General features: G+C 55.1%; 18 protein-coding genes. 10 read left to right on the forward strand and 8 right to left on the reverse strand.

Going from position 1 to position 23,378, the window contains the following annotated elements:
* Nucleotides 1-10 precede the first annotated feature (10 nt).
* Together BUE18_RS12255 and BUE18_RS12260 are read left to right on the forward strand one after the other, a co-directional pair.
* Nucleotides 11-724 (forward strand): cobalamin B12-binding domain-containing protein, encoded by a 714-nt coding sequence (locus BUE18_RS12255; protein ID WP_073476051.1) that lies wholly within the window; start codon nucleotides 11-13, stop codon nucleotides 722-724.
* A 21-nt stretch (nucleotides 725-745) separates the two neighbouring features.
* A complete protein-coding gene (locus tag BUE18_RS12260; RefSeq protein WP_073476052.1) occupies nucleotides 746-1,423 on the forward strand; it encodes a vitamin B12 dependent-methionine synthase activation domain-containing protein in 678 nt (225 codons plus the stop codon).
* A gap of 24 nt (nucleotides 1,424-1,447) precedes the next feature.
* On the opposite strand, the gene budA is transcribed toward BUE18_RS12260, so the two are convergent.
* From budA to BUE18_RS12285, 5 genes are all read right to left on the reverse strand, one after another.
* On the reverse strand, nucleotides 1,448-2,233 hold the full coding sequence (gene budA, locus BUE18_RS12265) for an acetolactate decarboxylase (protein WP_073476054.1): 786 nt from the start codon (nucleotides 2,231-2,233) through the stop codon (nucleotides 1,448-1,450).
* Nucleotides 2,233-2,598 carry an STAS domain-containing protein gene (locus BUE18_RS12270; protein ID WP_073476055.1) on the reverse strand — a complete coding sequence of 122 codons (366 nt, stop codon included), beginning with the start codon at nucleotides 2,596-2,598 and terminating at the stop codon, nucleotides 2,233-2,235. Before BUE18_RS12270 ends, budA begins: the two co-directional genes overlap by 1 nt.
* Nucleotides 2,599-2,611: 13 nt before the next feature.
* Nucleotides 2,612-5,149: a glycogen/starch/alpha-glucan phosphorylase gene (locus tag BUE18_RS12275; RefSeq protein ID WP_073476057.1), complete on the reverse strand. Its 2,538-nt coding sequence runs from the start codon at nucleotides 5,147-5,149 to the stop codon at nucleotides 2,612-2,614.
* Between the two features lie 634 nt (nucleotides 5,150-5,783).
* Entirely contained in the window at nucleotides 5,784-6,194 is a 411-nt protein-coding gene (locus BUE18_RS12280) for a GFA family protein (protein ID WP_483188882.1), read from the reverse strand.
* Nucleotides 6,195-6,344: 150 nt separating this feature from the next.
* The gene (locus BUE18_RS12285; protein ID WP_170868340.1) at nucleotides 6,345-7,814 is read right to left on the reverse strand and encodes a CoA-binding protein; all 1,470 of its coding nucleotides are present in this window, start codon (nucleotides 7,812-7,814) and stop codon (nucleotides 6,345-6,347) included.
* Nucleotides 7,815-7,962: 148 nt separating this feature from the next.
* Between BUE18_RS12285 and BUE18_RS12290 the strand changes: the two genes are divergently transcribed.
* From BUE18_RS12290 to BUE18_RS12300, 3 genes are all read left to right on the forward strand, one after another.
* Entirely contained in the window at nucleotides 7,963-8,481 is a 519-nt protein-coding gene (locus BUE18_RS12290; RefSeq protein WP_073476062.1) for a TetR/AcrR family transcriptional regulator, read from the forward strand.
* A gap of 15 nt (nucleotides 8,482-8,496) precedes the next feature.
* A complete protein-coding gene (locus tag BUE18_RS12295) occupies nucleotides 8,497-9,174 on the forward strand; it encodes an acetate--CoA ligase family protein (protein WP_073476064.1) in 678 nt (225 codons plus the stop codon).
* Between the two features lie 71 nt (nucleotides 9,175-9,245).
* A complete protein-coding gene (locus BUE18_RS12300; RefSeq protein WP_073476066.1) occupies nucleotides 9,246-10,118 on the forward strand; it encodes an AraC family transcriptional regulator in 873 nt (290 codons plus the stop codon).
* 554 nt (nucleotides 10,119-10,672) lie between these two features.
* Here BUE18_RS12300 and BUE18_RS12305 read toward each other — a convergent pair.
* Nucleotides 10,673-11,095, reverse strand: a complete 423-nt coding sequence (locus BUE18_RS12305) for a GNAT family N-acetyltransferase (protein ID WP_073476067.1) — start codon at nucleotides 11,093-11,095, stop codon at nucleotides 10,673-10,675.
* Nucleotides 11,096-11,361: 266 nt separating this feature from the next.
* Here BUE18_RS12305 and BUE18_RS12310 point away from each other — a divergent pair, with 266 nt between their 5' ends.
* Both BUE18_RS12310 and BUE18_RS12315 read left to right on the forward strand, forming a co-directional pair.
* Nucleotides 11,362-13,578: a molybdopterin-dependent oxidoreductase gene (locus BUE18_RS12310; RefSeq protein ID WP_073476069.1), complete on the forward strand. Its 2,217-nt coding sequence runs from the start codon at nucleotides 11,362-11,364 to the stop codon at nucleotides 13,576-13,578.
* A gap of 13 nt (nucleotides 13,579-13,591) precedes the next feature.
* On the forward strand, nucleotides 13,592-14,152 hold the full coding sequence (locus tag BUE18_RS12315; RefSeq protein ID WP_073476071.1) for a 4Fe-4S dicluster domain-containing protein: 561 nt from the start codon (nucleotides 13,592-13,594) through the stop codon (nucleotides 14,150-14,152).
* 98 nt (nucleotides 14,153-14,250) lie between these two features.
* Here the strand turns inward: BUE18_RS12315 and BUE18_RS28465 are convergent, their stop codons facing one another.
* On the reverse strand, nucleotides 14,251-17,583 hold the full coding sequence (locus tag BUE18_RS28465; protein ID WP_073476073.1) for a PAS domain S-box protein: 3,333 nt from the start codon (nucleotides 17,581-17,583) through the stop codon (nucleotides 14,251-14,253).
* Between the two features lie 162 nt (nucleotides 17,584-17,745).
* A complete protein-coding gene (locus BUE18_RS12325) occupies nucleotides 17,746-18,936 on the reverse strand; it encodes a hypothetical protein (protein ID WP_073476075.1) in 1,191 nt (396 codons plus the stop codon).
* Between the two features lie 204 nt (nucleotides 18,937-19,140).
* Here BUE18_RS12325 and BUE18_RS12330 point away from each other — a divergent pair, with 204 nt between their 5' ends.
* Genes BUE18_RS12330 through doeB2 form a run of 3 tightly spaced genes read left to right on the forward strand, consistent with a single transcriptional unit; the run spans nucleotide 19,141 to nucleotide 23,308 of the window.
* On the forward strand, nucleotides 19,141-20,640 hold the full coding sequence (locus BUE18_RS12330; protein WP_139264716.1) for a hypothetical protein: 1,500 nt from the start codon (nucleotides 19,141-19,143) through the stop codon (nucleotides 20,638-20,640).
* Nucleotides 20,637-22,151, forward strand: a complete 1,515-nt coding sequence (locus BUE18_RS12335) for a hypothetical protein (RefSeq protein WP_073476078.1) — start codon at nucleotides 20,637-20,639, stop codon at nucleotides 22,149-22,151. Before BUE18_RS12330 ends, BUE18_RS12335 begins: the two co-directional genes overlap by 4 nt.
* Complete coding sequence (gene doeB2, locus BUE18_RS12340; protein ID WP_073476080.1) at nucleotides 22,148-23,308, forward strand: N(2)-acetyl-L-2,4-diaminobutanoate deacetylase DoeB2; 1,161 nt, start codon at nucleotides 22,148-22,150, stop codon at nucleotides 23,306-23,308. The genes BUE18_RS12335 and doeB2 overlap by 4 nt, the downstream gene beginning before the upstream one ends.
* Nucleotides 23,309-23,378: the final 70 nt, after the last annotated feature.

Below are 23,378 nucleotides of genomic sequence, written 5' to 3' on the forward strand. Positions count from 1 at the left end.
AGGGGGGAGCATGAATACCACAAATGAAAATATATATACTGACCTGCAGCAAGCCGTATTTGAAGCGGACATGGACCTGCTTGCAACGGCCTTTGAGAACAACCCGGACCCGCGCCAGGCCCTTGAGGCCTTGACCAAAGGCCTGGACGCGGTCAGGAAAAAGCTGGGCGACTACCGCTCCTCCGTGGCGGAGTTCCTGCTGTGCGTGGATGTAATGCGCGCCGGTCTTCGGCAGATCAGGGACAATCGGCCCCAAGACGGAGACATGCCCGTGGTCGTCATAGGGGTGGTCCGGGGGGACGTCCACGACCTGGGCAAGAACATAGTAGCCGGAGTGTTGGAAGCCTATGGATATCGGGTGGTGGACCTGGGCAGGGACGTGGCCCCCCTGGAGTTTGTGGAGGCCGTGGAAAAGCAGGGCGCTTCCGTGTTGGCTCTTTCAGCCATGATGTCCACGCCGTTGGCGGACATGTCCCGCACCATTGAAATCTGTAAAAATCGCCTGCCTCATGTTAAGGTGTTGGTGGGCGGCGCAGCCCTGGACCAGGACGCGGCCCAAAGCATGGGCGCTGACGGCTACGCCGAGTCCGCCGTTGGGGTTCCCGTCAGCTTAAAGAACGTCATGAATGCCGGAAAAACCAGGGCCTCCCGCGTTTTTGTGGATTACGACAAGAAGCTCCGGGTGGAAGAGGTGGAAGCCGCCTCACTCCCGGAACAAGAATAGAACTCATAAAAGAGATTAAGAATGCCCTTATTTCAACCGCCCTTGCCCAAGCCCGAAGCCGTCCTGGACGAGTATTTCCAGCAGTTGGGATACCCGAAAATCGAGGACGTTCCCTCTCAGATCAAAGCCATCGCCGTCCCGACCTTGGAAAAAGTCATCAGCCTGGGCCAGCCCTTGGCCATGTACGAGGTTACGGAGATTCAAGAGGTCGGCGAGGCCGCCATTATCTGCCAGGGCATGGAGATTTCCAGCAGGTTGTGGGCGGAATTGATGGGAAAAACGCCTGAGCCTCGTAAGGCCGCCGTATTCGCCGTGACTCTGGGCAAGAAGTTGGAGGAGGAAAGCGCCCGGATTCAGGAAAAAGCCATGGCCATGGGATTTTTCATGCATGCGGCCGGAGCCGTGGTCGCCGAAAAAGCGGCGGACGCGGTGCAATTTGTGATCGGAAGGGATCCGGCCTTTGAAGGCCTGGTTATGTCCAGAAGGTTTTCGCCGGGATATTGCGACTGGCCCACGGAAGGGCAAAAGGAATTGTTCGAGTTTTTAAAGCCGGAAAAAATCGGCATAACCGCCTCGGAGGGGTGGGCCATGACGCCGTCCAAGTCCGTCACGGGCGCCATCGCCTTCGCGCCTGAACTGCCGAGCCTCAGCCCGTGCAAGTCCTGCCCCAGCAAGGATTGCGACCACCGGAGGAAATAAATCCTCCGGCGGGACTAACTCCATCTATTGGCGTTTTTTCTCGGCCTGCTCCAGCTCGTGGGTGCGGTCCTTGGAAAAATCCATGTCTTTCAGCCCGGATTCATCCTTGGGGTTGATCAGCACGAACCGGTTGCACAAGTCGATTTCCACGGCGCCTTTTTCAAAGGTCAGGTCCAGGATGTGTCCGCCCTGCTGTTTGTCGTCGGATAAAAAGTGCAGGTGGTATCCGGGCACGCCGATGCCTTTGGCGTAGGGAGGCGTGCGGAATCCCACCACCGTGCCCTTGACGTTTTTCATATGGAATTGGGACTGGTTTTTGGTGACTTCCACCAGAGGCGGGTAGGGCTTGGTCTGTTCGGGCACGCTCCGGGTGAGCATCATGGAAAAGGTTCCCGTGGCTTTGAGGGCCAAAAAGATGTTCTGGTTGGGCGCGGCCAGGTCCGTGACGTGCATGAGGCCTTTCAGGTCGGTTCCGGGAACGATGTTCACAGCCTTGTCCGGCAGAAATTCCGTAACGCAGGCGAAAGGCGTTGTTTCCTCGGGGCCGGGCGTCACAACGCTGCCGTCGTACTTCACCTGGTAGATTTGCCGGTCCAGGACCACCATTTCGCCGTCCAGGCCGTCAAAGGTGCCAATGCCCATGTCGCCGTGTTCAAGGATTTTGCTGCATTTCTCCTGGCCGTCGTAGGCGCCCGCCAATATCGCGTCAATGAACGAATATTGGGTGATCGTATCCTGCTGGGTTGTCGCGCACCCCGCAAGAAGAATGAAGATGCAAAAAATCGCCGGAACCCGGAAAACCTGCTTCATTACACCGCTCCTTCCGTCGCAGGCCCTTTTGCAACCAACGCATCAAGGGCCACGTTTTTGTTGGGATAAATGTTAAAGACCCTGTCCAGCCGCGTGAGGCTGAAAACCTGGCCCACCTGCTCCTGAATCCCGCAAAAGGCCAGGGCGCCCGAGCCGGAGAGCTTTTTCACCATGGCGACCATGACTCCCAGGCCGCTGGAATCCAGAAATTTGACGTGCGAAAGATCCAGGATGATCTTTTTGTGCCCCTCGTCAATGGCTTCCACCAAGGCCGCTTTGAATTCATCCTGAATGGAAGCGTCGATGTTCTTCTCCATGGGGGTCAGGATCATGACGTCCTGTTCTTGCTTGGAATGTATTCTCATATCCGCTCCTCTTTCACCAAGCCCTTGCCGTGGCAATGGATGAAGGATCGCTGGGAGTGTATTTTAACTTGCCGGACTTCTCCGCCTCGGTGGGGGGAATGGGAACCAGGTCCCAGATTTCGTCGGCGTATTGCCGGATGGTCCTGTCCGAGGAAAAATGGCCCACGCGAGCCACGTTCAGGATCGCTTTTTTCGCCCAGAGGGTTTTATCCACATATTCCTTGGTGGACAGTTCCCTGGTTTTTACATAGGATTCCAGGTCCGCCAGGTGGAAAAACATTTCGTTGTCCGCCAGCAGATAATCCTTCAGCCAGGCAAACAGCCCGGACTCCCGGGGGCAGAACCGGTCGCTGGCCAAGGAGTCCACCACCCGTTTGATCATGGGATGCTTGTCATACATGGCCTTGGGTTTGTAACTGCCCGCACGCTTCATTTTCTCGATTTCATACGCTGTCAGCCCGCAAATGTAAATGTTTTCCCGGCCGACTTTTTGGGAGATTTCGATGTTGGCGCCGTCCATGGTGCCGATGGTCAAGGCGCCGTTCAGGGCGAACTTCATGTTGCCCGTGCCCGAGGCTTCGAATCCCGCCGTGGAAATTTGCTGGCTGATGTCCGCCGCCGGGATGATTTGCTCCGCCAGAGTAACCCGGAAATTGGGCGCAAAGGCCACTTTCAGAAAGTCGCGGGCCTTGGGATCGTCCTCTATGGTGTTGCCCACGTTGTGGATCAGCTTGATCAATTGCTTGGCGGCCCAGTATCCGGGGGCGGCCTTGCCTGCAAAGATGAAGGTCTTGGGGTTGGCAGGCTCCACGCCGTCCTCAGTCAGGGCCAAGTACTCCCAGATAATCCCCAATACATTCATAAGTTGCCGTTTATATTCGTGAATGCGCTTGACTTGAACGTCAAACAAAGAGGCCGGATCCACCTCCACCACCGTGGTGTTGAAGATGACGTCCTTCAGGCGCTCCTTGTTGCCGTGCTTGACTTGCAGGAACTTCTCGCAAAAAACTGGATCTTCGGCGAATGGCTCCAGCTCCCGAAGCCTTTCCAGATCCGTGACAAATCCAGGGCCGATGGCGTCCTCAATCAAATCATGCAGATTGGGGTTGGCCACGCACAGCCAGCGGCGCGGCGTAATCCCGTTGGTTTTGTTGTTAAAGCGTTCAGGCCACATTTCAAAGAAATTGGGCGCCAGGGATTTTTTAATCAGGTCCGTGTGCAGCGCGGAAACCCCGTTGACGGAGTGAGCGCCCACAATAGCCAAATTGGCCATGCGCACCTGCCTGGGAGGGCCTTCCTCCACAATGGACATGTTGCGCATCCGGTCCACGTCGCCGGGCCACAAGGTGACCACCCTGTCCAGAAACTGCTGGTTGATGTCGTATATAAACTGGAGATGCCGGGGCAACAGCCTGGCCAGGAGCGATTCCGGCCATTTTTCCAGGGCTTCGGGCAGAAGCGTGTGGTTGGTGTAGGCGATGGTCCGGTTGGTGATGTCCCAGGCCCGCTCCCAGGGGACCCATTTTTGGTCCACCAGAATCCGCATCAACTCGGCCACGGCCAGGGCGGGGTGGGTGTCGTTCAACTGGATCGCCACTTTTTCCGGGAACTTGTTATAATCGCTGTAATCCTTTTCGTAGGTGCGGACAATGTCGTTCAACGAGCAGGCCACCAGGAAGTATTCCTGGATCAGGCGCAATTCGCGCCCCGCCTCATAGGAATCCTTGGGATACAGGATTTTAGAGATTTTTTCCGATTCGATTTTCTGCTCCACGGCCCGCAAGTAGTCGCCTTCATTAAAGATCTTGATGTCGAACTCCGTGGAAGGCCGGGCGGCGAACAGTCTAAGGCGGTTCACCGTCAACCCGCCGTATCCGGCGATGGGGATGTCGTAAGGCACGCCCGTAACCAGGTTCCAGCCCAGCCACAAAGGATTGTGGCGGCCCCATTTGTCCTTGGTCTCCTCGATCCTGCCGTACATGGGCACGATGCATGCGGCGTCGGCGCGCTCCACCTGCAGGGCCGGCGCTTCAGAAATCCAGGAGTCGGGCTTTTCCCGCTGATACCCGTTGCTGATATCCTGCTCAAACAGGCCGTAATCGTAATGAAGCCCATACCCGAATCCCGGCATGTCCAGGCTGGCCATGGAATCCAGAAAGCAGGCGGCCAGACGGCCCAAGCCGCCGTTGCCCAAGGCTGCGTCCCGCTCCTGGTCGCAGATGGTTTCCACGTCCGTGCCCAAAAGCTCCAGGGCTTCGGCGACCTGATCGTAAATCTTCATGGCCCGCAGGTTGTTGGCCAGGGATCTTCCTATGAGAAACTCCATGGAAAGATAATACAGCCGTTTTGCGCCGGAATCCTCGTACCTTTGGTTGGTCTTGAGCATTTTTTCCAGCAGGCGGTCCCTGACCGAATAGGATAGGGCCAGGTAGATGTCCCGCTTTGAAGCCTGGGTCGGCACAACTCCCAGGGAATAAGCCAAATGCCTTGTGATGCTCCGGTACAGAGCATCCATGGTATATCCAAGCCTGACGTACAGTTCGCCTTCCATAATTCACCTCATCGGCCGCGGCCGGCCTCATGGAACAGGTTAAGCAAAAACAGTTCCAACATGCCATATTATAATAGAAGGCAGGCTCATTGTAAGCATTATATTTTGGTTAGGCTTTTGAGAGGAAAGATATTTTTTCGAAAAAGAGGGCCGCCGGAGGGCGCATAGCGACAAATAGTTAGTGGCTTATTCAGAATACCCCCCAATATTTTGGGATGAAAATACCAAATACGGGAGCACTATCTTCGCCGCTCCACAGTAACCTGGGCTTTTCAAGATTAGACTGGCCCAGGAAACTCGTTTTCCTGGGCGCCTAAGCGCAAAAGGCGCGACCCAAGGTGATAATCAAGGTTTGGCCCGGCGGGCGGGCGGACGGACGGACGGACGGATTTTTATGGAGCCTGCATTTTTCGGCGACACTGGTTCAGGAAGAACATTGGTTTCCACAAACGCTTCCTCAAGCGGGCAGCCCCGGCAGAGCAGTATCCTGCCGGGGTCGCATAGCGACATATAGTTCAATCTTATACGCAATGGCAGCCCCGTTAACATGTACGAATCAGCTGCAAGCCAGGCCCCTGCGTCCCAATGATCATGCTCTTATTTAAAAAGTTAAGGATGTCCCCTAAAATGCCGCTTAGATTTTTTCCGGAAGTTCCTTAAATTTGGGAATTTCAGCTAACTCCTTGTCCCAGTTCGCTTTATTCCTGCAATAGATATGCCCTTGAGGCCTAATGTCCACGTCACTGTCGAGACTCCCGGCCGGGACGACCAGCAATGCTCCGTCCATCTGGATGTTGGGCAGAGCCGACCCGCAGACAGTGCAGAAACTCTTTATGTGTCCTTCTGATTTGAAATCAAAGGTCTGCACATCATCCTTCCCTGACACCCAGGTCAGCCTGGCTGTGGAAGAAAAAAGATTCGCCGCATGAGCGGAACCGGTGTCTTTGCGGCAACGCTCGCAATGGCAAAGAAAAAAGCTCTCAAATTCTCCGTCCACTTCAAACCGTATTTTCCCGCAAAGGCAAGATCCCTTGTATATCATCATAGTTCCTTTGTTGCTTATCCATACAAATACAGCGATCTGTTCGCCCCGCACAAAGCGCCATTCAAAAGTTTTTTGCGGAGCTTTTTTAGCCGCTCTGCGGCGCACAGAAAAAAAGTTCGCCGCCAGAGGCGTTTCTGGGCAGATCTGGCTTTATCCAAGCATGGCCTGGCGCCTTTCGGTGTAGCGGGAGATCGCCGCCACGGCTTGCAGCGCGTCCTTGACCTGGTCGAAAATGGGTATGCCCGCCTCAGTCAGGCCGTACCGCGCTTCCCGGATGATTCCCTCCACTTCCATGGATTCCCGTTCCTGCCGGTTGTTGGGCAGGGCCAGGACAATGGGCTTTCCGGCCTTTTCGTGGGCTTTGCGATATTCCGAGATGAAATCCTGCAAGGGGATGATTTCCGTCACGTCCTTGGCGTTCATAATCCCCACGTTGGCCTTGTACATATACAAAAGCTGGATGATCAGGTGCAGGTCGATGGCTTCGTCCTGGGAGGCCAGCATAACGGTCTCCTTGATAATCCGAGGCGGCGTGAACGGATTGGCGATGTCCACGGGATTGTTGGCGCTGGAGCCCGGCTTGGGCAGGATAGCGTGAATCTGCTCCCGCAAATCCTCCCGCAACAGGGGCGTGGCCAATCCGGCCAGCTCCGCCATGTCGGCCCCGTGCACGCCCAGGGCGCCGCCGCCGCCCACGATGGTCATTCCCTTATAGGCTTTTCTGGGCAAAAAGGTGAACGCCAGGGCCGCGTCAGCCATATCCTTCAAGGTTTCCGCAACGACCACATTGCATTGGTTAAGCGCCGCCTTCCAGATTTTATCGCTGCCGCCCATGGAGGCCGTGTGGCTGGCCACAGCCCGGCCGCCCGACTCGGAAAGTCCGCCTTTCAGGATGATGACCGGCTTTTCCAGGGCGGTTTGCCGCAAAACCCTAAAAAATTCCCGGCCGTCCTCCACGCCTTCCACGTACATGCATATGACTTGCGTGTCAGGATCATGGCGCAAATATTCCAGCATTTCAGTTTCCCGCAGGTCGCATCCGTTGCCGAAGCTCACCACCTTGGAAAAATTGAACCCCCGCCACCTTGCCATGCTCACAAAGTCAATGGAAAGCCCGCCGCTTTGGGAAAGCAGGGCCACAGGTCCGGTCTTCCGGGGAAAGTCCCCGCCCGGCGCCATGGTCAGGCCGGATTTAGGGCAATAGATGCCAAAGCAATTGGGCCCCAGAACCCGGATGCCCTTGGCGGCGATTTCCCTGATTTGACGATCCAGCTCCTCCCCCTGCTCGTTGGCCAGCTCGCTAAAGCCCGAGGAAATAATCTCGGCGCCCGCCGCGCCTTTTTTCCGGCATTCCTCAAGAGCCGCAGGCACGGCAGGGGCCGGCACCGCGATGATGGCGAAATCTATATCCTCCGGGATCGCTTCCACCGAGGGATGCATTTCCAGCCCGAAAACCTCCCCCCCTTTGGGATTTACGGGATACAAACGCCCTTCGTACCCCACGGACATGATGGAGTGCAAAATCCCTCGGCCAAAGCCGAAGCCCTGGGCGGAAACGCCCAGCACGGCAATGCTTTGGGGGTTGAACATACGGTTTATTTGCTCAAAATTGCGGACCATTTTTTCCATCCTCCTGCAAAAAAATCCCGGACATAAAAAAACTTGACGGCCTGTTTGGTTGGAGCTATAAACATACTGTAAGGTATGTTTACGTACCTTACAGTATGGTAAGCCCACCCCGGATGTCAAGAAAAAAGGAGAAGACTCCATGGCCGTGGAAAAAAGAGCTCCCAGATATGTCTGGCTGGACGAAGGCCTGAAAGTCCTGGAGCAGGAAGGGCCGGGCGCCCTGTCCATTGAAAATTTGAGCTCCCGCACCGGAAAAACCAAGGGCTCCTTTTACCACCACTTTAAAAATCGGGAAGTCTACATAGAAGCGCTGCTGGAGTATTACGGGGAGATCACCTCCATGCAATTGGACGACGGCGACGCGTTGGAGCACCTGAAAAAGCTCACGGACCATGTGTTTCAAATCCCTGGCGGGCTGGAGCTGGCCGTCCGTGCCTGGGCCTTGTACGATCCGGTCGTGCGGGAGTTCCAGGATCGCATGGACCATATGCGCCTTGAGCACCTGAAAAAAGTGCATCGCAAGAACTTTGACGATGAAACCCTTGCGGAGCTCAAGGCTATTAAAGATTATTCCATTTATATCGGCTTGCAGCAGCTCAGGGGCCACTACAAAGGGGAGAATTTTAAAGAGCTGTTGAAGTGGATGTATGTTTCCTGATTTGAGGAGGGCGGTATGAAAGAGTTGATCCAAAAGGCTATGGAAAAGAAACAAAAGGCGCTTTCTGAGTATGAATCCAAACTGTTGATTCAAAAGGCGGGCGTTCCGGTCCCCTCCCAGGGTCTGGCGAAATCCCGAAAGGAAGCCCTGCAAATGGCCGGGGAAATCGGCTATCCTGTGGTCATGAAAGGATGTTCGGATCAGGCGACTCACAAGACCGAGATGGGCCTGGTCAAGCTGAACATCGCCAATGAGGAGGAGGCTGACCGCGTTTATGACGAATTGGTCGCGGCGGGCGTTCCCCTGGACGGGGTATTGGTCATGCCCATGGTCAAAGCGGACCGGGAATTCGCCGTGGGCCTGGGGCGCGACCCTCAATTCGGCCCCTACGTCATGTTCGGCCTTGGCGGGGTATTGATGGAAGCCCTGGATGATGTGGTTTTCCGCATTGCCCCTTTAACCCGCTTTGACGCCGGCGAGATGATCGAGGAAATCCGTTCGAAAAAGCTCCTGGGCGAGTTCCGCGGCAAGCCGGCCGTGGACAAGCGGGCCCTTGAGGACATCCTTATAAGCATTGGGCAAATCGGCCTTGATCACGACGAGGTCGCTGAAATCGACATCAATCCCCTGGTCACCGAAGGGACGAACTTGTTCGCCCTGGACGCCCTGGTTGTCCTGAAGAGCGCGGATTGATAAAACTCCGCAAAAACGGTCAAGAAAGCTCCCATGCCGTGTGCTAAGCGTTGAGGCCATGGAGGTTGGCAATGTCCGACGCACGAGCATATTATGAAGAGCGCATAATCCGGGTGCAGATGTTCATCCAGGATCATCTGGATGATCCCATGACGCTGGAGAAACTGGCCAAAGTGGCGTGCTTCTCTCCGTTCCATTTTCACCGGATTTTTACCGCCATGACGGGAGAGCCGCTTAAGGAATATATCCGCCGTCTGCTTCTGGAGCGGGCCGCCCATGAACTGCGGTACTCCAATCAGCCGGTGGTGCAGGTGGCCTTGAACGCGGGATACCAGACCCACGAAGCCTTTACGCGCGCTTTCAGAAATATGTTCGGCGTTCCCCCCAGACAATACAGGACGGAGCTCCCCTCCAGGGCTCGCAATAGGGCGGGCTCTCCCCAGGTTTTTAACCTGAGAATCCTCAAGCCTAAAGGAGACGCCATGGACATCCGAATCGAAGAATTTCCACCCCTTGATGTTGTTTTCATCCGCCATACCGGCCCGTACGAAGAGTGCGGAATCGCCTGGGAAAAGCTGTGCTCCCACCCGCACGTCGCCAAAGAACTGGGGCCTGAAACCCAGGCCATAGGCATTTGCTACGATGACCCGGACATCACCGAAGCGGACAAAATACGCATGGATGTTTGTGTCACCGCGCCGCCCTCTCTCTCGCCGCCGGAAGGCATGGAAAAACAGACCATCAAAGGGGGAGAGTACGCCGTCCTGACCCACCGCGGCCCCTATGAGGGATTGCATGACTGCTACCGCTGGCTGTTCGGAGAGTGGCTGCCATCCAGCGGCAAAGAGGGCGCCTACGGCCCCTCCCTGGAAGTGTATATCAACAGCCCGGAGGAGGTCGCGCCCCAGGACCTCATCACCGAAATTCGGGTTCCGCTAAAATAAATGAGGGCGAACATGCTGTCGCTTTGTTTTGTTGGGTTAACCTGCATAACATCATTGCACCATTTCATTCATAATGCAGGCTCAGCTATACTTATGGATTCATGAAATTTTTAAGCGCAAAACCACCCAACGCTTCATCCTTGCGCGACGTAGGTTGGGTTGAGCTTGCGAAACCCAACAATATATCAGTATTACAGCTGGTTACCTTTTTAGGGTTGTCATCCCCGCAAAGGCGTTCCGGTTGTTTCCGGATCGCCCGCAAGCGAGGACCACGTGTCGTGTTTGTGTATGACCAACTAACTGATTCTGCGCTTTTTTGAACTCGTTCCCATGCTGTCAGCCCGTATCGCAGTGGTTTGCGATATGGGCTGTCGCGTGGGAATGCATACGGGAATCGCCAATTTCCTCAAACGTCAAACGTGGATTTGACCCCATGCCCTCATACGTGGGAATGCATATTGTAAGGTGTTGAAAACAAAAATATTACAATCATTTTGATAGCTTGATTATTCCTATGATGCGTTTCCACACAGAATCGTGGGAACGGCTGACGGCTATTCCGTAAACCCCTTTTTTGCCATGGCCTCGGCGTTCAGGAACCTGGCCATGCCGGTTTTCATCTTCCTAAAGCCCTGAGTTTCGTAATAGCCCTCCTTGCCGATCGCAGCATACAAGATCACATGGCAATCGGGAACGTCAGCCAAAATTGCAGACAGGATAATTCTCCCCAGCCCCTTGCCCTGATAATCCGGCGAAACGGCAAAGTCATAAAAGGCCGCCTGATACGCCCCGTCGGATATGGCCCGGCCCATGCCGGCCAGCTTGCCGTTATCCAGAATAAAGACCACAGAGTAACTGGCCTTGAAAGCCTTTTGATGAATAGCAGGCGGGTAATGGGTCATGCCCACCTGCTTTAGCAAATCCGAGACCGCCTGCCAGTCTACGTTTTCGCAGTTTCTTTTGATTTCATAACCCATGGGGGCGCCTTTCTTTGATTTTCACAACCGTGCTAGCCCGCTTGACAGAACGGAAACTCCCTTTCAAACATATTAATTATACCATTTTAGAACAGATCAAAACAGAAATTCTAATGGCTTTTTAAGGCGATATTCAGCCTTTGCCGGAAAATCCAAGCGCCAAAATTGCTTATCCACCGCCCTGTATGGTTAAATTTCCTTTGCGAGATCAACCATGAACCACCCCGAGGGAAAGCAACCATGCACCTTTTGTAAGGAGGCCTGCTTTGGAAAACCCGCAACACTCCCAAGACGTCCGCATAGTCCGGGCCACGTCCGCCTTTGACTGCGGCGGGCGCTGTCCGCTGCTGCTTCATGTGAAGGACAACAAGATCATTCGCATCGAGGGCGACGATCACCCGGACTCGGACCGGCAATTGCGCACCTGTCTTCGCTGTCGCGCATACCGAAAATACGTGCACCACCCGGAACGCCTTATGCATCCGCAAAAACGCGCGGGCGCCAAAGGGGAGGGCAAGTTCGAACGCATTTCCTGGGACGAGGCCTTGAGCATCCTATCGGACAAGCTCAAGGAGACCAAGGATAAATTCGGCCCCGAATCCATTTTGCTCATGACCGGCGGGGGGTATCTGGCCAGCCTGCATAGCGGGTCCATGGCTGCGCCCAGGCTTTTGAACCAGTTCGGCGGATACACCACCCATTACGGCAACATTTCCTCCGAAGGCGCGGTCTGGGCTTCCTTGGTCCAATACGGCAGCGTGATGGTGGGCCACAGCCGGGAGGACATGCTGAATTCCAAGCTCATTATTCTTTGGGGCTGGGATCCGGCGCGCATGATTTCCGGCTCCAACACCATGCATCACTTGCTTAAGGCCAAGGAAAACGGCGCCAGGGTGATCTCCGTGGAGCCCCGTTACACCGACACCGCCGCCGCCGTGGCCGACAAGTGGATTCCCATTTATCCGGGTACGGACACGGCCATGATGGCGGCCATGGCTTATGTCATGATCACGGAAGACCTGCATGACCAGGCTTTTCTGGACAAGTACACCATAGGCTTCGACAAGTTCAAGGAATACATCCTGGGCGACGAGGACGGCCAGGCCAAGACCCCGCAGTGGGCCGAGGCCGTCTGCGGCGTTCCCGCCGAAACCATCGCGGACCTGGCGCGGGAGTACGCCGCAGCCAAGCCGGCCGCGCTCATGGACTGCCAGGGCCCGGCCCGCAGCGCCATGGGCGAGCAATACTGCCGGTTTGCAGCCACTCTGTCCGCCATGACCGGCAACGTGGGCAAGCCCGGCGGTTCGGCCTGCGGCGGACTCATGGGCATCCCCATCGGCCATATGTTCCGCATGTCGGCCATTCCGCCCGGGAAGAACCCCGTGGAAATGACCGGCCCCAAAATCAAGGGCACCCTGGACATCCGGGACCGGGTGATCAAGCGCATCCACATCAACAAGCTGTGGGAGGCCATTCTGGAAGGCAAGGCCGGGGGATTTCCCGCGGACGTCAAAATGGCCTGGTCCATGTGCAACAATTACCTGAACCAGATCGGCAACGCCAACAAGGGGGACAAGGCCCTCAAAAAGCTGCCCTTCTTTGCGGTAAATGAAATATTCATGACCGCCCAGGCCCGGTACGCGGACCTGCTTCTGCCCGTCACCACGGCTGCGGAGCGGAGCGACCTCACCTACGCTTGGCCCTCAGGCCCCTATTACACTTTTGTGAACCGGGCCATCGAGCCTTTGGGCGAGTGCAAGTCCGACCTGGAAATTTGCGAAATGCTGTCCGACTATCTGGGCGTGAAAGACTATCGCCTGGGCGCAAAGGAAGATGACATCCTCAAGCACATGGTGGACCAAAATCCCGTGACCAGCAAATACGTCACGGACTTTGACAAGTTCAAGAACGACGGCATCCACCGGATTGAGTTGAAGGAGCCGTACATCGCCTTTCGCAAGCAGATTGAAGACCCGGAGAACAATCCCTTTGACACGCCTTCGGGCAAAATCGAAATTTATTCCCAGCGGGTGGCTGACATAAACAGCCCCAAATGTCCGCCTGTGCCCAAATACATTCCCACCTTCGAGGACCGGAACGATCCCCTGTTTGAAAAATACCCCCTGCAACTATTGACGCCCCATCCCAGAAACCGGGTGCACTCCGAAATGTATAAGGTGGAATGGCTGAGGGAGGCCGAGCCCCACGTGCTTTGGATTCATCCCAAGGATGCGGAGGCCCGGGGCGTTTCAAACGGCGACGACATCCAGGCTTTTAACGATCGCGGCCGGGTGGCCCTCAAGGCCTTCGTCACCCAGCGCATCAAGCCGGGCGTGGTCTGCATGTTTGAAGGCGCCTGGTATCAGCCTGACGAAAACGGGATAGACCGGGGCGCCTGCGCCAATACCCTGACCAAGGACGACTATTCCGGCGGCGGCGCTGCTGTCATGAACACTTCACTGGTCCAGGTTGCCAAGGCCTAAAGGAGGGGATGCTATGCAAATGGGATTTTATTTCGACCAAACCCGCTGCACAGGCTGCAACGCCTGCCGCGTGGCCTGCAAAGACTGGAACGACGTGCCTGAAGGCCCGGAAGCCTGGATGCAGGTGAAATACTTGGAGCAGGGCGAAACGCCGGACGTGTTTGTGGCCTACATGATTCAAACCTGCTTCCATTGCGAATCGCCCATATGCGCCGAGGCCTGCCCGGCCGGCGCCATCACCAAGAGGCCGGAGGACGGGATCGTCCTGGTGGATCGCAACGCTTGCCTGGGCAAGGAGGAATGCGGCGCCAAGTGCCTGAAGGCCTGCCCGTACGACGCCCCCCAGTTCGGCCCCGAGCCCGGCGCTAAAATGGGCAAGTGCGTCTTTTGCACGGACCGCCTGGTCCAGGGCAAAATGCCTTCCTGCGTGGAGGCCTGCTACACCAGGGCGCTGGACTTCGGGCCTTTGGACGAGTTGCAAAAAAAATACGGCCAGGCAGTGGAAGCGCCCAATTTCAAGTATTCGAAGCGAACAAAACCCTCTGTGATTATGAATCCCAAAAACCCGAAATAATCTTCAAATTCCGCCAACAGCCGGGTTCTTGTTCGTCTTTGAATAAGAGCCCGGTTTTGTCCTTATGGTTTATGGAATTACCTTGTTCGAGGATGTCTTCAATCACTCCCGTCCAGGGCTTCCCGAACCCTTGCCGCCAGAATCTTTTTGGTAAAAGGCTTTTTGAGAAACCTGATTTCTTTGTCTAAAACGCCGTGCTGGGCGATTACATTGGCTGTGTACCCGGACATGAACAGGGTTTTGATGTTCGGATGCATCATTCGCAAACGCTCTTCCAACTCCCTTCCGTTCATGTTTGGCATGATCACATCGGTTATCACCAGACGAATCTCCCCGGGCGGGTCCTTGGCAAGTTGGATGGCCTGGCTGGGGGAGTTGGCCGCCAAAATCTTGTACCCCAATTGCTCCAGCATGAGCCTTGCCATATTCAGGATGGCTGGTTCATCCTCAACCACCAGGATCATTTCGTGTCCCTTGGCGGCCGGAGCTTCCGCGGATTTTTTCGGCGCACGCGCAACAGGCGCCGTATGCTTCGGCAAATGAATTTTAAAGGTGGCGCCCTGGCCCACTTCGCTTTGAACCGTAATAAAACCCTTGTTTTGCTTTACAATTCCGTAGACCATGGCCAATCCCAGCCCGGTTCCCTTGTCCACATCTTTTGTTGAAAAAAAAGGCTCGAACAGCTTCTCCTGGGTTTGAAAATCCATGCCTTTGCCGTCGTCGCTGATAGCCAGGACCACATAGTCTCCAGGCCGGGCTTCCGAGTCTTTGTCCGGAGAGTCCGTGATGGAGACTTTACTGGTTTCGATGACAATTTTCCCCACGCCGTCAATGGCGTCACGGGCGTTGACGCATAAGTTGGCCAGGATTTGATCGATCTGAGTGGGGTCCATATTGACGGCCCACAAATTATTGTGCGGCGCCCACACAAGGTCTATATCTTCGCCGATCAGCCGGCGCAGCATTTTCAACATGCCTTCCACGGTGTGGTTCAGGTCCAGAACTTTGGGGGCGATGGTCTGCTTGCGGGCGAAAGCCAGCAATTGCCTGGTAATGTCGGCCGAGCGCTGAGCGGCGCTGAAGATTTCGCTTAAGTCGGCGAAAATAGGGTTGGCGGGGTCCATCTCATCCATAGCCATTTCCGCATGCCCGATAATGACGCTCAACATATTGTTGAAATCGTGGGCTACTCCGCCGGCAAGGCGGCCTACGGATTCCATTTTTTGCGCTTGCAGAAGCTGGGATTGCAGCTTTTCCCGCTCCGCCTCCGCCGCCTTGGATTCGGTGATGTCCCTGAATTCCACCACCCTGACCTGCTTGCCCTGGTACGGGATGTTTCGCGCCTCCAGGCGAATGGGAAACTCCTCGCCGTTTTTCCGGACCCCCATGGCTTCGTAGGGCTTTTCATAGCCCGCCAAGATATTTCCCATCACCAGGTCCCGGCTTTGCTCGGCGATGAGCAGCAGCCCATCCATGCCGATCAATTCTTCCGCCGAATATCCGGAGATATCGGAAAGCCCCTTGTTGCAGTCCAGAATCACTCCTTTATCATGGATGGCGATTCCGCCGAAGGAGGCGTTGTGCAGGGCCTTAAAGCGGGCTTCGCTTTCCCGCAGCGATTTTTCAGCCTCCTTTCTTTCGGTTATGTCGTGGTAATTTCCTAAAATTCCATTGATATCAGGGTCATGAAAAAGGCTCACGCCCGTAAACTCTATCCATCGAAAAGCGCCGTCCTTGCGGCGATACCGGCATTCAAGAACGCCTGTTTTATCCGGCTCCCTGGCCAGATTCAGAAAAAATTCTTTCGCCTCCTCTATATCTTCAGGATGGACGTTGTCCCAGGTGCTTTTTCCCACCACGTCTTCCGGCTTCCAGCCGAAATGTTTTTCTATATTGGCGCTCTTATAACGGTTTACGCCTTCCTGATCGATGATGACAATGACGTCCCCGATGTTGGCTACCAGCTTGCTGTGGAGGCTCTGGTGCCGCTTGATGGCTTCCTCGGCTTGTTTGCGTTCCCCAATAAAACGGGCTTGCTGCAGGTTTTGGAAGGCCATGTCCGACAACGTGTTGGCAAAAGTATACAGCAAGTCGGCAATCCGTTGGAATGCCTCGACCTTCATGGAGGGCGTTTCCCAAAACGCTTTGGCGCATTCCTCTTCATCCGCGCCGATGGTTCGGGCGTAGGCTCGGATGCCTTCTTCCGTCTGCGTTTCATCGCGCACCTGGCCTATGAGCCAATTGGCAAGATGCTTTCCTCCAACGGTGATGCTTGCCCCCGCGTCCCATAAACCGCCGCTCAGGCAAGGCCTGACGAACGGCCCGTTTTGATGGTGCGCTCCCAGGATGGCATCCGACTTGTAGCAGTTGGCGCGGCCGATTTCCGTAGACCGGATCAGGTCCGAACACAGCCTTGTGAAGTTGCTGGGGGTGGTGACCGGCTCTCCGGCGGGGGTGGTTATGACTGAGGCCACTTGCATGGCCGCAGAAAACTGGTCCTGAAAGTTTTGCAGGTCCTTGATGCTGAAAAGGTCCTGGAGTTGAACATCCTCCGGATTCTCCATTGGCCTGGTCAAGGCCAAAAGGCGCTTTTCAAGCGCATCCTGGGTGCGTTTTTGTTCGGTTATGTCTTGTAAAATGCAATGGGTCTGTTTAAAATCCCCTTTGGCGTCCTTTCCGATTTTGCCGTTAAAGGAAACCAGGATAAACGCCCCGTCCTTTTTCCGCATATAAAATTCCACGCCCAGGATTTCGCCAATGGCTTTGAAGCGGGGAAAGTTTTCCTTGAAATGCTCTTTCCAGTCCGGATGCAAAAAGTCGCTGAAAGGTCTGCCTATAACCTCTTCCCTGGCGTAACCCAGGATTTGCAGCCAAGTCTGGTTGACTTGAATAAAGCAGCCGTTTTCATCCAGAGACTGATACCCTAACGGCGCGTTTTCAAAAAACATTTGAAAACGCTTTTCGCTGTCTTTCAGGGCCTGTTCCGTCTGTATCTTGTCCGTAATATTGTGGTAGGTTATTACCACCCCGTAACCCTTTAAATGAAGCGGGGCTGCGGCCACGTTAAACCAGGCGGCGGCGCCGTCCTGCCCTACAACCCCCATCACCTTGGATACCACGCGGTTTTCCCTAAGCGCGACCACGGCGGCCCATTCCTCCAACGGCATGGGCGATCCGTCAGGGCGAATTATGTTCCAGTCTTCGGGGTTTATGGACTTGCTTTCATGCTCCTCCTTTAAGATCCCCAAAAGCTCCTCTGCGACGACGTTGGTTTCCAAAATTCCGCCGTTTTCATCGCTAATTGTAATGCCGAAGGGAAATTGCTGAAACAGAGCATGGTATTTTTGGGCGGCGCTTCGGTATTCTCGCAGTTTTTTTTCTAACTCTGCGCTTTTGCGAGCAAAATCCTCATTCAAATGTCCTTGGTGCAAAATGCAACCTCCGAAGCCTTGCGGCGTCTGTCAAGCCTCTATGCACTTGCTTGCTATTGATTATTGCGATCCATTTGTACTTCCGAATTGTAGCGGCTTATCCTGATATACCTATTTTCGATGCAACAGGTCAAAATATTTGCCTCTTTGAATAGTATCGTTTTATGAACAGGCGCCCTTTAGCGCAAAAATGCTGGCAGAAGCCAGGGGAAGAGCGGGCAGGAGATATTTTTCCCACGCCAGGTAGGAAAAGGGCATGGTCGCATAGAATAAAACCAAAGACAGGTTTATTAGAAAAATGACGTCAAATTTTCTTTCCAGAATGCTGCGGCCCGCCTCCCTGAAAAAGCCGAGCACAAGCGGGGCTCCAGCCAGAAAGAACAGGAACATCACCGCGTGATAAAACCAACCCGCCGAAGAAACAAGGCAGATCAGGCGATGAAAAAAGCCCGTGAACACAAGGCCGAACTGCAATCCGGAAGGAGACGCCCCGGGCGGAAAAATCCAATACAGCAAGGAAGCCGCCAGGGAAAAGCCTACAATCCAGGGCTGGTAAATTTCCCTTGCCTTCACAATCAGGAGGGGCAAGACATACACGGCGGTCAGCGACGCGTATAAGATTGCAAATCGCGGATGAAACCCGGTCATGCCGTCAACCCAAGCGGCCTTGGCCGCGTTTTCAGGGCATAAACCGCCCCAGACCACGATCATGAGCAGCAGCAGCGGAAAGGTGGAGATTATGGAAGCCAGGGCCATTTTATAGGCCGCCCATTGACGGTTGACGACAAGGCGAAGCAGGGCGGCGCCCCCCACAGCCAATGGAAAGAAAACAAAAAACTGTCTGCTGATTAACGCCAGCGCCATGCAGAAGCCATAGAGCCAGGGCTTTTCCTCCCTGGCGGCAATCATGGCGGCGAACAAGAAGGCCAGGGCGGCCATGTCCGTGTATATCAGAACGGTTAAGGCCATGGTGTAAGGGTTGGCCGCAAACAAAAAAGCCGCCGCCAAGGCGTGCTTTTTGTTTTCAATGACGTTGTACAAAAAATTATGAATCAGGCCTAAGGCCGTAAAGCCCAGGAGGAGCGATAAAAAGCGCAGGGCGGGCGCCTCAAAGCCGAACAGCCGCCCCCAAAGGCCGTAAAGAACAAAGGGCAGGGGACCGGAAGTTTCATTATAGGAGGCCAGGCTGTGCAGGGAAATTTCAGCTCCAAACAGCTTAATGGCCTCCAAAAAATGCACCTCGTCATGAACAGGTATATGGTAGAAACCGGTCAGCTGCTGCATCAGGGCGATGCCGGCCCCGTACGCCAAAGTCGTGATCAGCAAGAATATGGATAGTGATCTTAAATACATACAAGGCCTTGGGGCGGCGGGTTCTCAACCCCCTGTTTAAACATTAAGATGGTTTGACTGTCTGTTCATGAAATTGGGGCAAGGCATTTTTCGCTTTTATTCACTACCACAATCAAGAAACAAAATTCAAACTCCTGCAGCGCGCCCGTCCAAAATGAAATTGGCGCTTGTTAACCACTATAAATTCTATTAGAATTCCAGCCTATGGAGACTAACGCCGCCGCTATGCCGCGTCCGGCCGCCTTGGGGTTGTCCATCCTTTCTGCGGTATTGGTCCTGATAGCGCTTACAGACGCCTTTGCAGAACCGGATTTATGGGGATATCTTAATTTCGGGCGCATGTTTTTCAACGAGCCCGGATTTCCCTGCCGGGACTTCCTCGCCTATACGCCGACCCATCCGGATTGGGTGTTTCATGAATGGCTTACCGGCGTGGTTTTATACCGCCTTTGGGAGGCAACCGGGCCGGCTGGGATTCAGGTTTTAAAATATATATTGGGCTGCCTGACGGCGTTCCTGCTGTTTTTGGCGTCCAGGCGCCGGGGGGCGGCGCTTAAGCATTCCCTGTATTTTTTTTTGGCTGGCGGCGCTTTCTTTTCCTGGGCTTTTCCGGCCTTCCGGGCCTTGTGTTTTACATATTTTTTTTTCGCCCTCTTTATTTTTGTTTTGGAGACCGCCCGAATTAATGAAAACTTCCGCCGTTTGTGGATTTTGCCCCTCATCATGGCCCTTTGGGCCAACCTGCATGGAGGATTTCCGGCTGGGCTTGGGCTAATCGGCCTGTACGCCGCCGGCCGCTTTTGGGAGGGCCGGCGTTATTCGTCTTATCTGAAGGTTTTGGCCGTCTGCATTTTGGCCACACTAATCAACCCCTACGGCCTGGGCTTATGGACGGCGATTGCTGGACATTTGGCCGAGCCCCAGGCCGGCGTCAGGGAATGGGTTTCCGTTCCCGGTGCATGGGTTCATTTCGGGCCGTCTTACGACCTGCTAATTTTTTTGGCCTGCGTTGGCTTTGCTCTCGGAATGCTTGTTCTTTACGGTTTTCAGGACAAGGTGTTTACGCTGATTTTTCTGACGACGGCCTTTCTGGGAATGGTCCATCACAGGCACATGCCGTTTTTAGTTTTGGCTGCAGGCGCCTACGGTCCGTTTCTATTTCAGGAGGTCTGCTGCGGCGAAAAGCGAAAAACAAAGGTCAGGACTTGCGCAATCCTTTTTGTCCTGCTGTTCGCCTTGGTCATGGCGGCCTGCAACATCAAGTACTTCGTTCTAAAAACCCCCATTGTTATAAACGGCGGAAACCCCCTGGCGCTCAACACCCCAGCCCAACCCTACGCTCCTGGAACGGACGCCTTGTTTTACCCGGTTCATGCGGTGGACTATTTGGAGACGGCCGGGTTTTCGGGGAATATCCTGCCTTACGCCACCTGGGGCGGTTATGTCAGTTGGCGGCTTTACCCAAGATGCAAGGTGGCCATGGACCTTCGGTTTGAAACCGTCTATCCCAAAAAGGTGCGCGACGAATACTTCCGGTTTTTGCAGGCTGGCGCGGGCTGGCGCGACTTCCTGGTTCGCCATCCCCATGACATTGTGTTGATATACAGGGGCGGCGCCCTCCACAAATCCATGTCCAGGGAGCCGGGCTGGCGGGAAATCTATAAGGATGAAAACACCGTGATATTTTCAAAGGAAGGTGGATGATAGTGGTCAGGTTCATCGAATCAAAAGCAACTGTTTGGGCCGCTTTCATTCTGGTCGCGTTCTCCTATGCCATGGGTCTGATCGTCTCTCTTGCCGATCCGGATTTATGGGGTTACATGGCCTTTGGCTACACCTTCTGGACGGAGCCGGGCTTTCCGTATACGGACCCTTTTTCCTACATGCCCGTCAACCCTGTATGGATTTACCACGAGTGGCTTACCGGGGTAATCTTTTTCCCTTTGTACGCAGGTATCGGGGAAGAAGCCCTGCAGGCATTAAGATATATTTTCGCCTTTTTGACGCTTTTTCTGGCCTACGCGGCGGCGAAAAAGCGCGGTGCTAAAACGTCCTTGGCCTTGCTTGGTCTTTTTTTTCCCGCATTCGCTATTTGCACGGGATTCGGACCGGTGCGCGCCCAGGTGTTCACCTATTTCTTTTTTGCGCTCACTCTCTATCTGCTGGAGACTTGCCGGCTGAGCCAGCGGTTCAAGCCCCTCTGGCTCTTCCCGCCTGTAATCCTGCTTTGGTGCAATCTCCACGGCGGTTTTGTAGCCGGATTGGCCATAGTCGGCCTTTATGCAGCAGGGGAGTTCTTATCCCGAAAACCCTGGAAGCCCTATTTGTTCATCCTGGCGCCGTGTCTGGCCGCCACTTTGATCAATCCTTACGGCTGGACCTACTGGACTTATTTGGTCAAGGCAATTCTAATGCCCAGGCCCGAGATTTATGAGTGGATGTCCATCTGGAAAGCCATGTCCATGGGCTTCAAACACCTTGCCATTCCGCTTTTTATGGGGCTTTTTCCTTTAGCTGTGCTCTTCTGTCTAAAGCCTCTTCAAAAGAACTGGTCCGCCGTGCTGGTTTTGGCCGCCGTGAGCTGGATGGCATTCTCGCACATGAGGCACATCCCGTTCATGGGGATTGCCATGGCGGCGCTTTTGCCTTCCGGGGCTGATTATTTCATAAAGACCAAGTCCAGGGAAGCCTCCATACTATTGGGCGCGGCCTTGCTTTCCATGGCCTGCCTGGCGGTGTTGAACGCCAAGGTGGTCTGGGCGCATTTTCATTATCCGCAGGTATTACGAAATCCTTTGTCCATAGAAGCGCTGCCCGAAAGCCAGGTATTGCCCGGGCAGATGGCCTACCCGGTGGACGGCGTTGCTTTCATCAGGGAAAAAGGCTTGCACGGCAATATTCTGACGGAATTCGACTGGGGGCAGTTTGTCATGTGGTCCTTGCCGGATTCCAAAGTGTCCATGGACGGGAGGTACGAAACCGTATACCCTGACAAGGTCTGCCGGGAGTACTTCGCCTTTGCTTACGGAAAGCCGGGCGCGGAGGAGTATTTAACCAAGTATCCCCACGAAATTGCGCTGCTAAAGGAGCGGTCCGTAACCAGCGCGCAGCTTGCCGCCTCTCCTGACTGGCTTCTCGCATACAAAGGCGACGGCTGCCTTGTGTTTTTAAAAAATCTTTTTCTTGAGAAAATTACGAAAAAGGCAATCCCATGATAAACGCAACCTGGAAAACGATGACGGCGGACGCCGTGGCTCTGCGCCGAACCTTGCACGCCAGTCCGGAGCTAACCTGGCAGGAGCACAACACCGCCCAAATAATTCGCCGGGAGTTGGACCGCGCCGGCATCGCCTGGCGCGAATGCGCCGGAACAGGCTCCCTGGCCGTGCTTGCACCAAAGGCGCCCGGCCGTCATATCGCCCTCAGGGCGGATATGGACGCCATGCCCATCACCGAAGCTACGGATCTGCCCTGGGCCTCGGCCGCGCCGGGCTGCATGCACGCTTGCGGACATGACGGCCATATAGCCGCGCTTACGGCTGCGGGGTGGTGGCTGAAAAAGCATGAAAGCCGCCTTCCCGGGCCCGTGACCCTCATCTTTCAACCTGCGGAGGAAGGAGGCCACGGGGCCCGCCGCATGATTGAGAACGGCGCCCTGGACGGCGTGGACGCCGTTTTCGGCTGGCACAATTGGCCCGCCATCCCCATGGGAAAAGCCATATGCCCGGATGGTCCGGTCATGGCGGCTAATGGAACGTTTCGCATTACAATCCGGGGCCGGGGCGCTCACGCCAGCCAGCCCGAAGCAGGCCGAGACCCTGTTTTGGCGGCATCCGCCGTGGTGCAGGCGCTTCAACAGATCGTCAGCCGGCGTCTGGCGCCCCAGCATGCCGCCGTGGTCAGCGTTACCTCCATTGTTGCGGACAGCCCGGACACCGTGATCCCGGAGGAGTGCGTCCTGGGCGGCTGCATTCGTTTCGCCCGCAATACCCTGCGTCCCGTACTGCTTGACCTCATAACCGAAACCGCCGTCCAAACCGCTTCCGCTTACGGGACAGAGGCGACGGTGGAGCACATCCCCAGGTATGGGGCCGTGGTCAATGAGCCGGAAAGCGCCGGCCTGGGCCGCGCCGCCCTTAAAGAAGTCCTTGGGGCGGAATGGCTTGACGACGCCATGCTGACGCCCGTGATGGCTTCCGAGGATTTTAGCTACTACCTGGAGCAAAAACCGGGCGCTTTTATGCTTATGGGGGCGGGAGAGGAAGGGCGGCGCTGCGAGCCCTGCCACAGTCCGCGTTATGATTTCAACGACGCCCTGATTCCCCTGGCCGCCAAGGTCTTTTTTCAACTGGTCAAGGCCCCCATGCCTTAAAATTCCAGCATATTGTGCTTTTTCTTTGAACAAAGGAAGAATTCATACAGCGTGTTGTAGATGCGTCAGT

It is taken from the genome of Desulfatibacillum alkenivorans DSM 16219 (genome assembly GCF_900142135.1).
In the GTDB taxonomy this organism is placed as follows: domain Bacteria; phylum Desulfobacterota; class Desulfobacteria; order Desulfobacterales; family Desulfatibacillaceae; genus Desulfatibacillum; species Desulfatibacillum alkenivorans.

Excerpts from the sequence above, each read along its gene's own strand:
- BUE18_RS12255 (WP_073476051.1), top strand. The coding sequence starts at position 11 with ATGAATACCACAAATGAAAATATATATACTGACCTGCAGCAAGCCGTA.
- BUE18_RS12260 (WP_073476052.1), top strand. The coding sequence starts at position 746 with ATGCCCTTATTTCAACCGCCCTTGCCCAAGCCCGAAGCCGTCCTGGAC.
- budA (WP_073476054.1), bottom strand. The coding sequence starts at position 2,233 with ATGAAGCAGGTTTTCCGGGTTCCGGCGATTTTTTGCATCTTCATTCTT.
- BUE18_RS12270 (WP_073476055.1), bottom strand. The coding sequence starts at position 2,598 with ATGAGAATACATTCCAAGCAAGAACAGGACGTCATGATCCTGACCCCC.
- BUE18_RS12275 (WP_073476057.1), bottom strand. The coding sequence starts at position 5,149 with ATGGAAGGCGAACTGTACGTCAGGCTTGGATATACCATGGATGCTCTG.
- BUE18_RS12280 (WP_483188882.1), bottom strand. The coding sequence starts at position 6,194 with ATGATGATATACAAGGGATCTTGCCTTTGCGGGAAAATACGGTTTGAA.
- BUE18_RS12285 (WP_170868340.1), bottom strand. The coding sequence starts at position 7,814 with ATGGTCCGCAATTTTGAGCAAATAAACCGTATGTTCAACCCCCAAAGC.
- BUE18_RS12290 (WP_073476062.1), top strand. The coding sequence starts at position 7,963 with ATGGCCGTGGAAAAAAGAGCTCCCAGATATGTCTGGCTGGACGAAGGC.
- BUE18_RS12295 (WP_073476064.1), top strand. The coding sequence starts at position 8,497 with ATGAAAGAGTTGATCCAAAAGGCTATGGAAAAGAAACAAAAGGCGCTT.
- BUE18_RS12300 (WP_073476066.1), top strand. The coding sequence starts at position 9,246 with ATGTCCGACGCACGAGCATATTATGAAGAGCGCATAATCCGGGTGCAG.
- BUE18_RS12305 (WP_073476067.1), bottom strand. The coding sequence starts at position 11,095 with ATGGGTTATGAAATCAAAAGAAACTGCGAAAACGTAGACTGGCAGGCG.
- BUE18_RS12315 (WP_073476071.1), top strand. The coding sequence starts at position 13,592 with ATGCAAATGGGATTTTATTTCGACCAAACCCGCTGCACAGGCTGCAAC.
- BUE18_RS12325 (WP_073476075.1), bottom strand. The coding sequence starts at position 18,936 with ATGTATTTAAGATCACTATCCATATTCTTGCTGATCACGACTTTGGCG.
- BUE18_RS12330 (WP_139264716.1), top strand. The coding sequence starts at position 19,141 with ATGGAGACTAACGCCGCCGCTATGCCGCGTCCGGCCGCCTTGGGGTTG.
- BUE18_RS12335 (WP_073476078.1), top strand. The coding sequence starts at position 20,637 with ATGATAGTGGTCAGGTTCATCGAATCAAAAGCAACTGTTTGGGCCGCT.
- doeB2 (WP_073476080.1), top strand. The coding sequence starts at position 22,148 with ATGATAAACGCAACCTGGAAAACGATGACGGCGGACGCCGTGGCTCTG.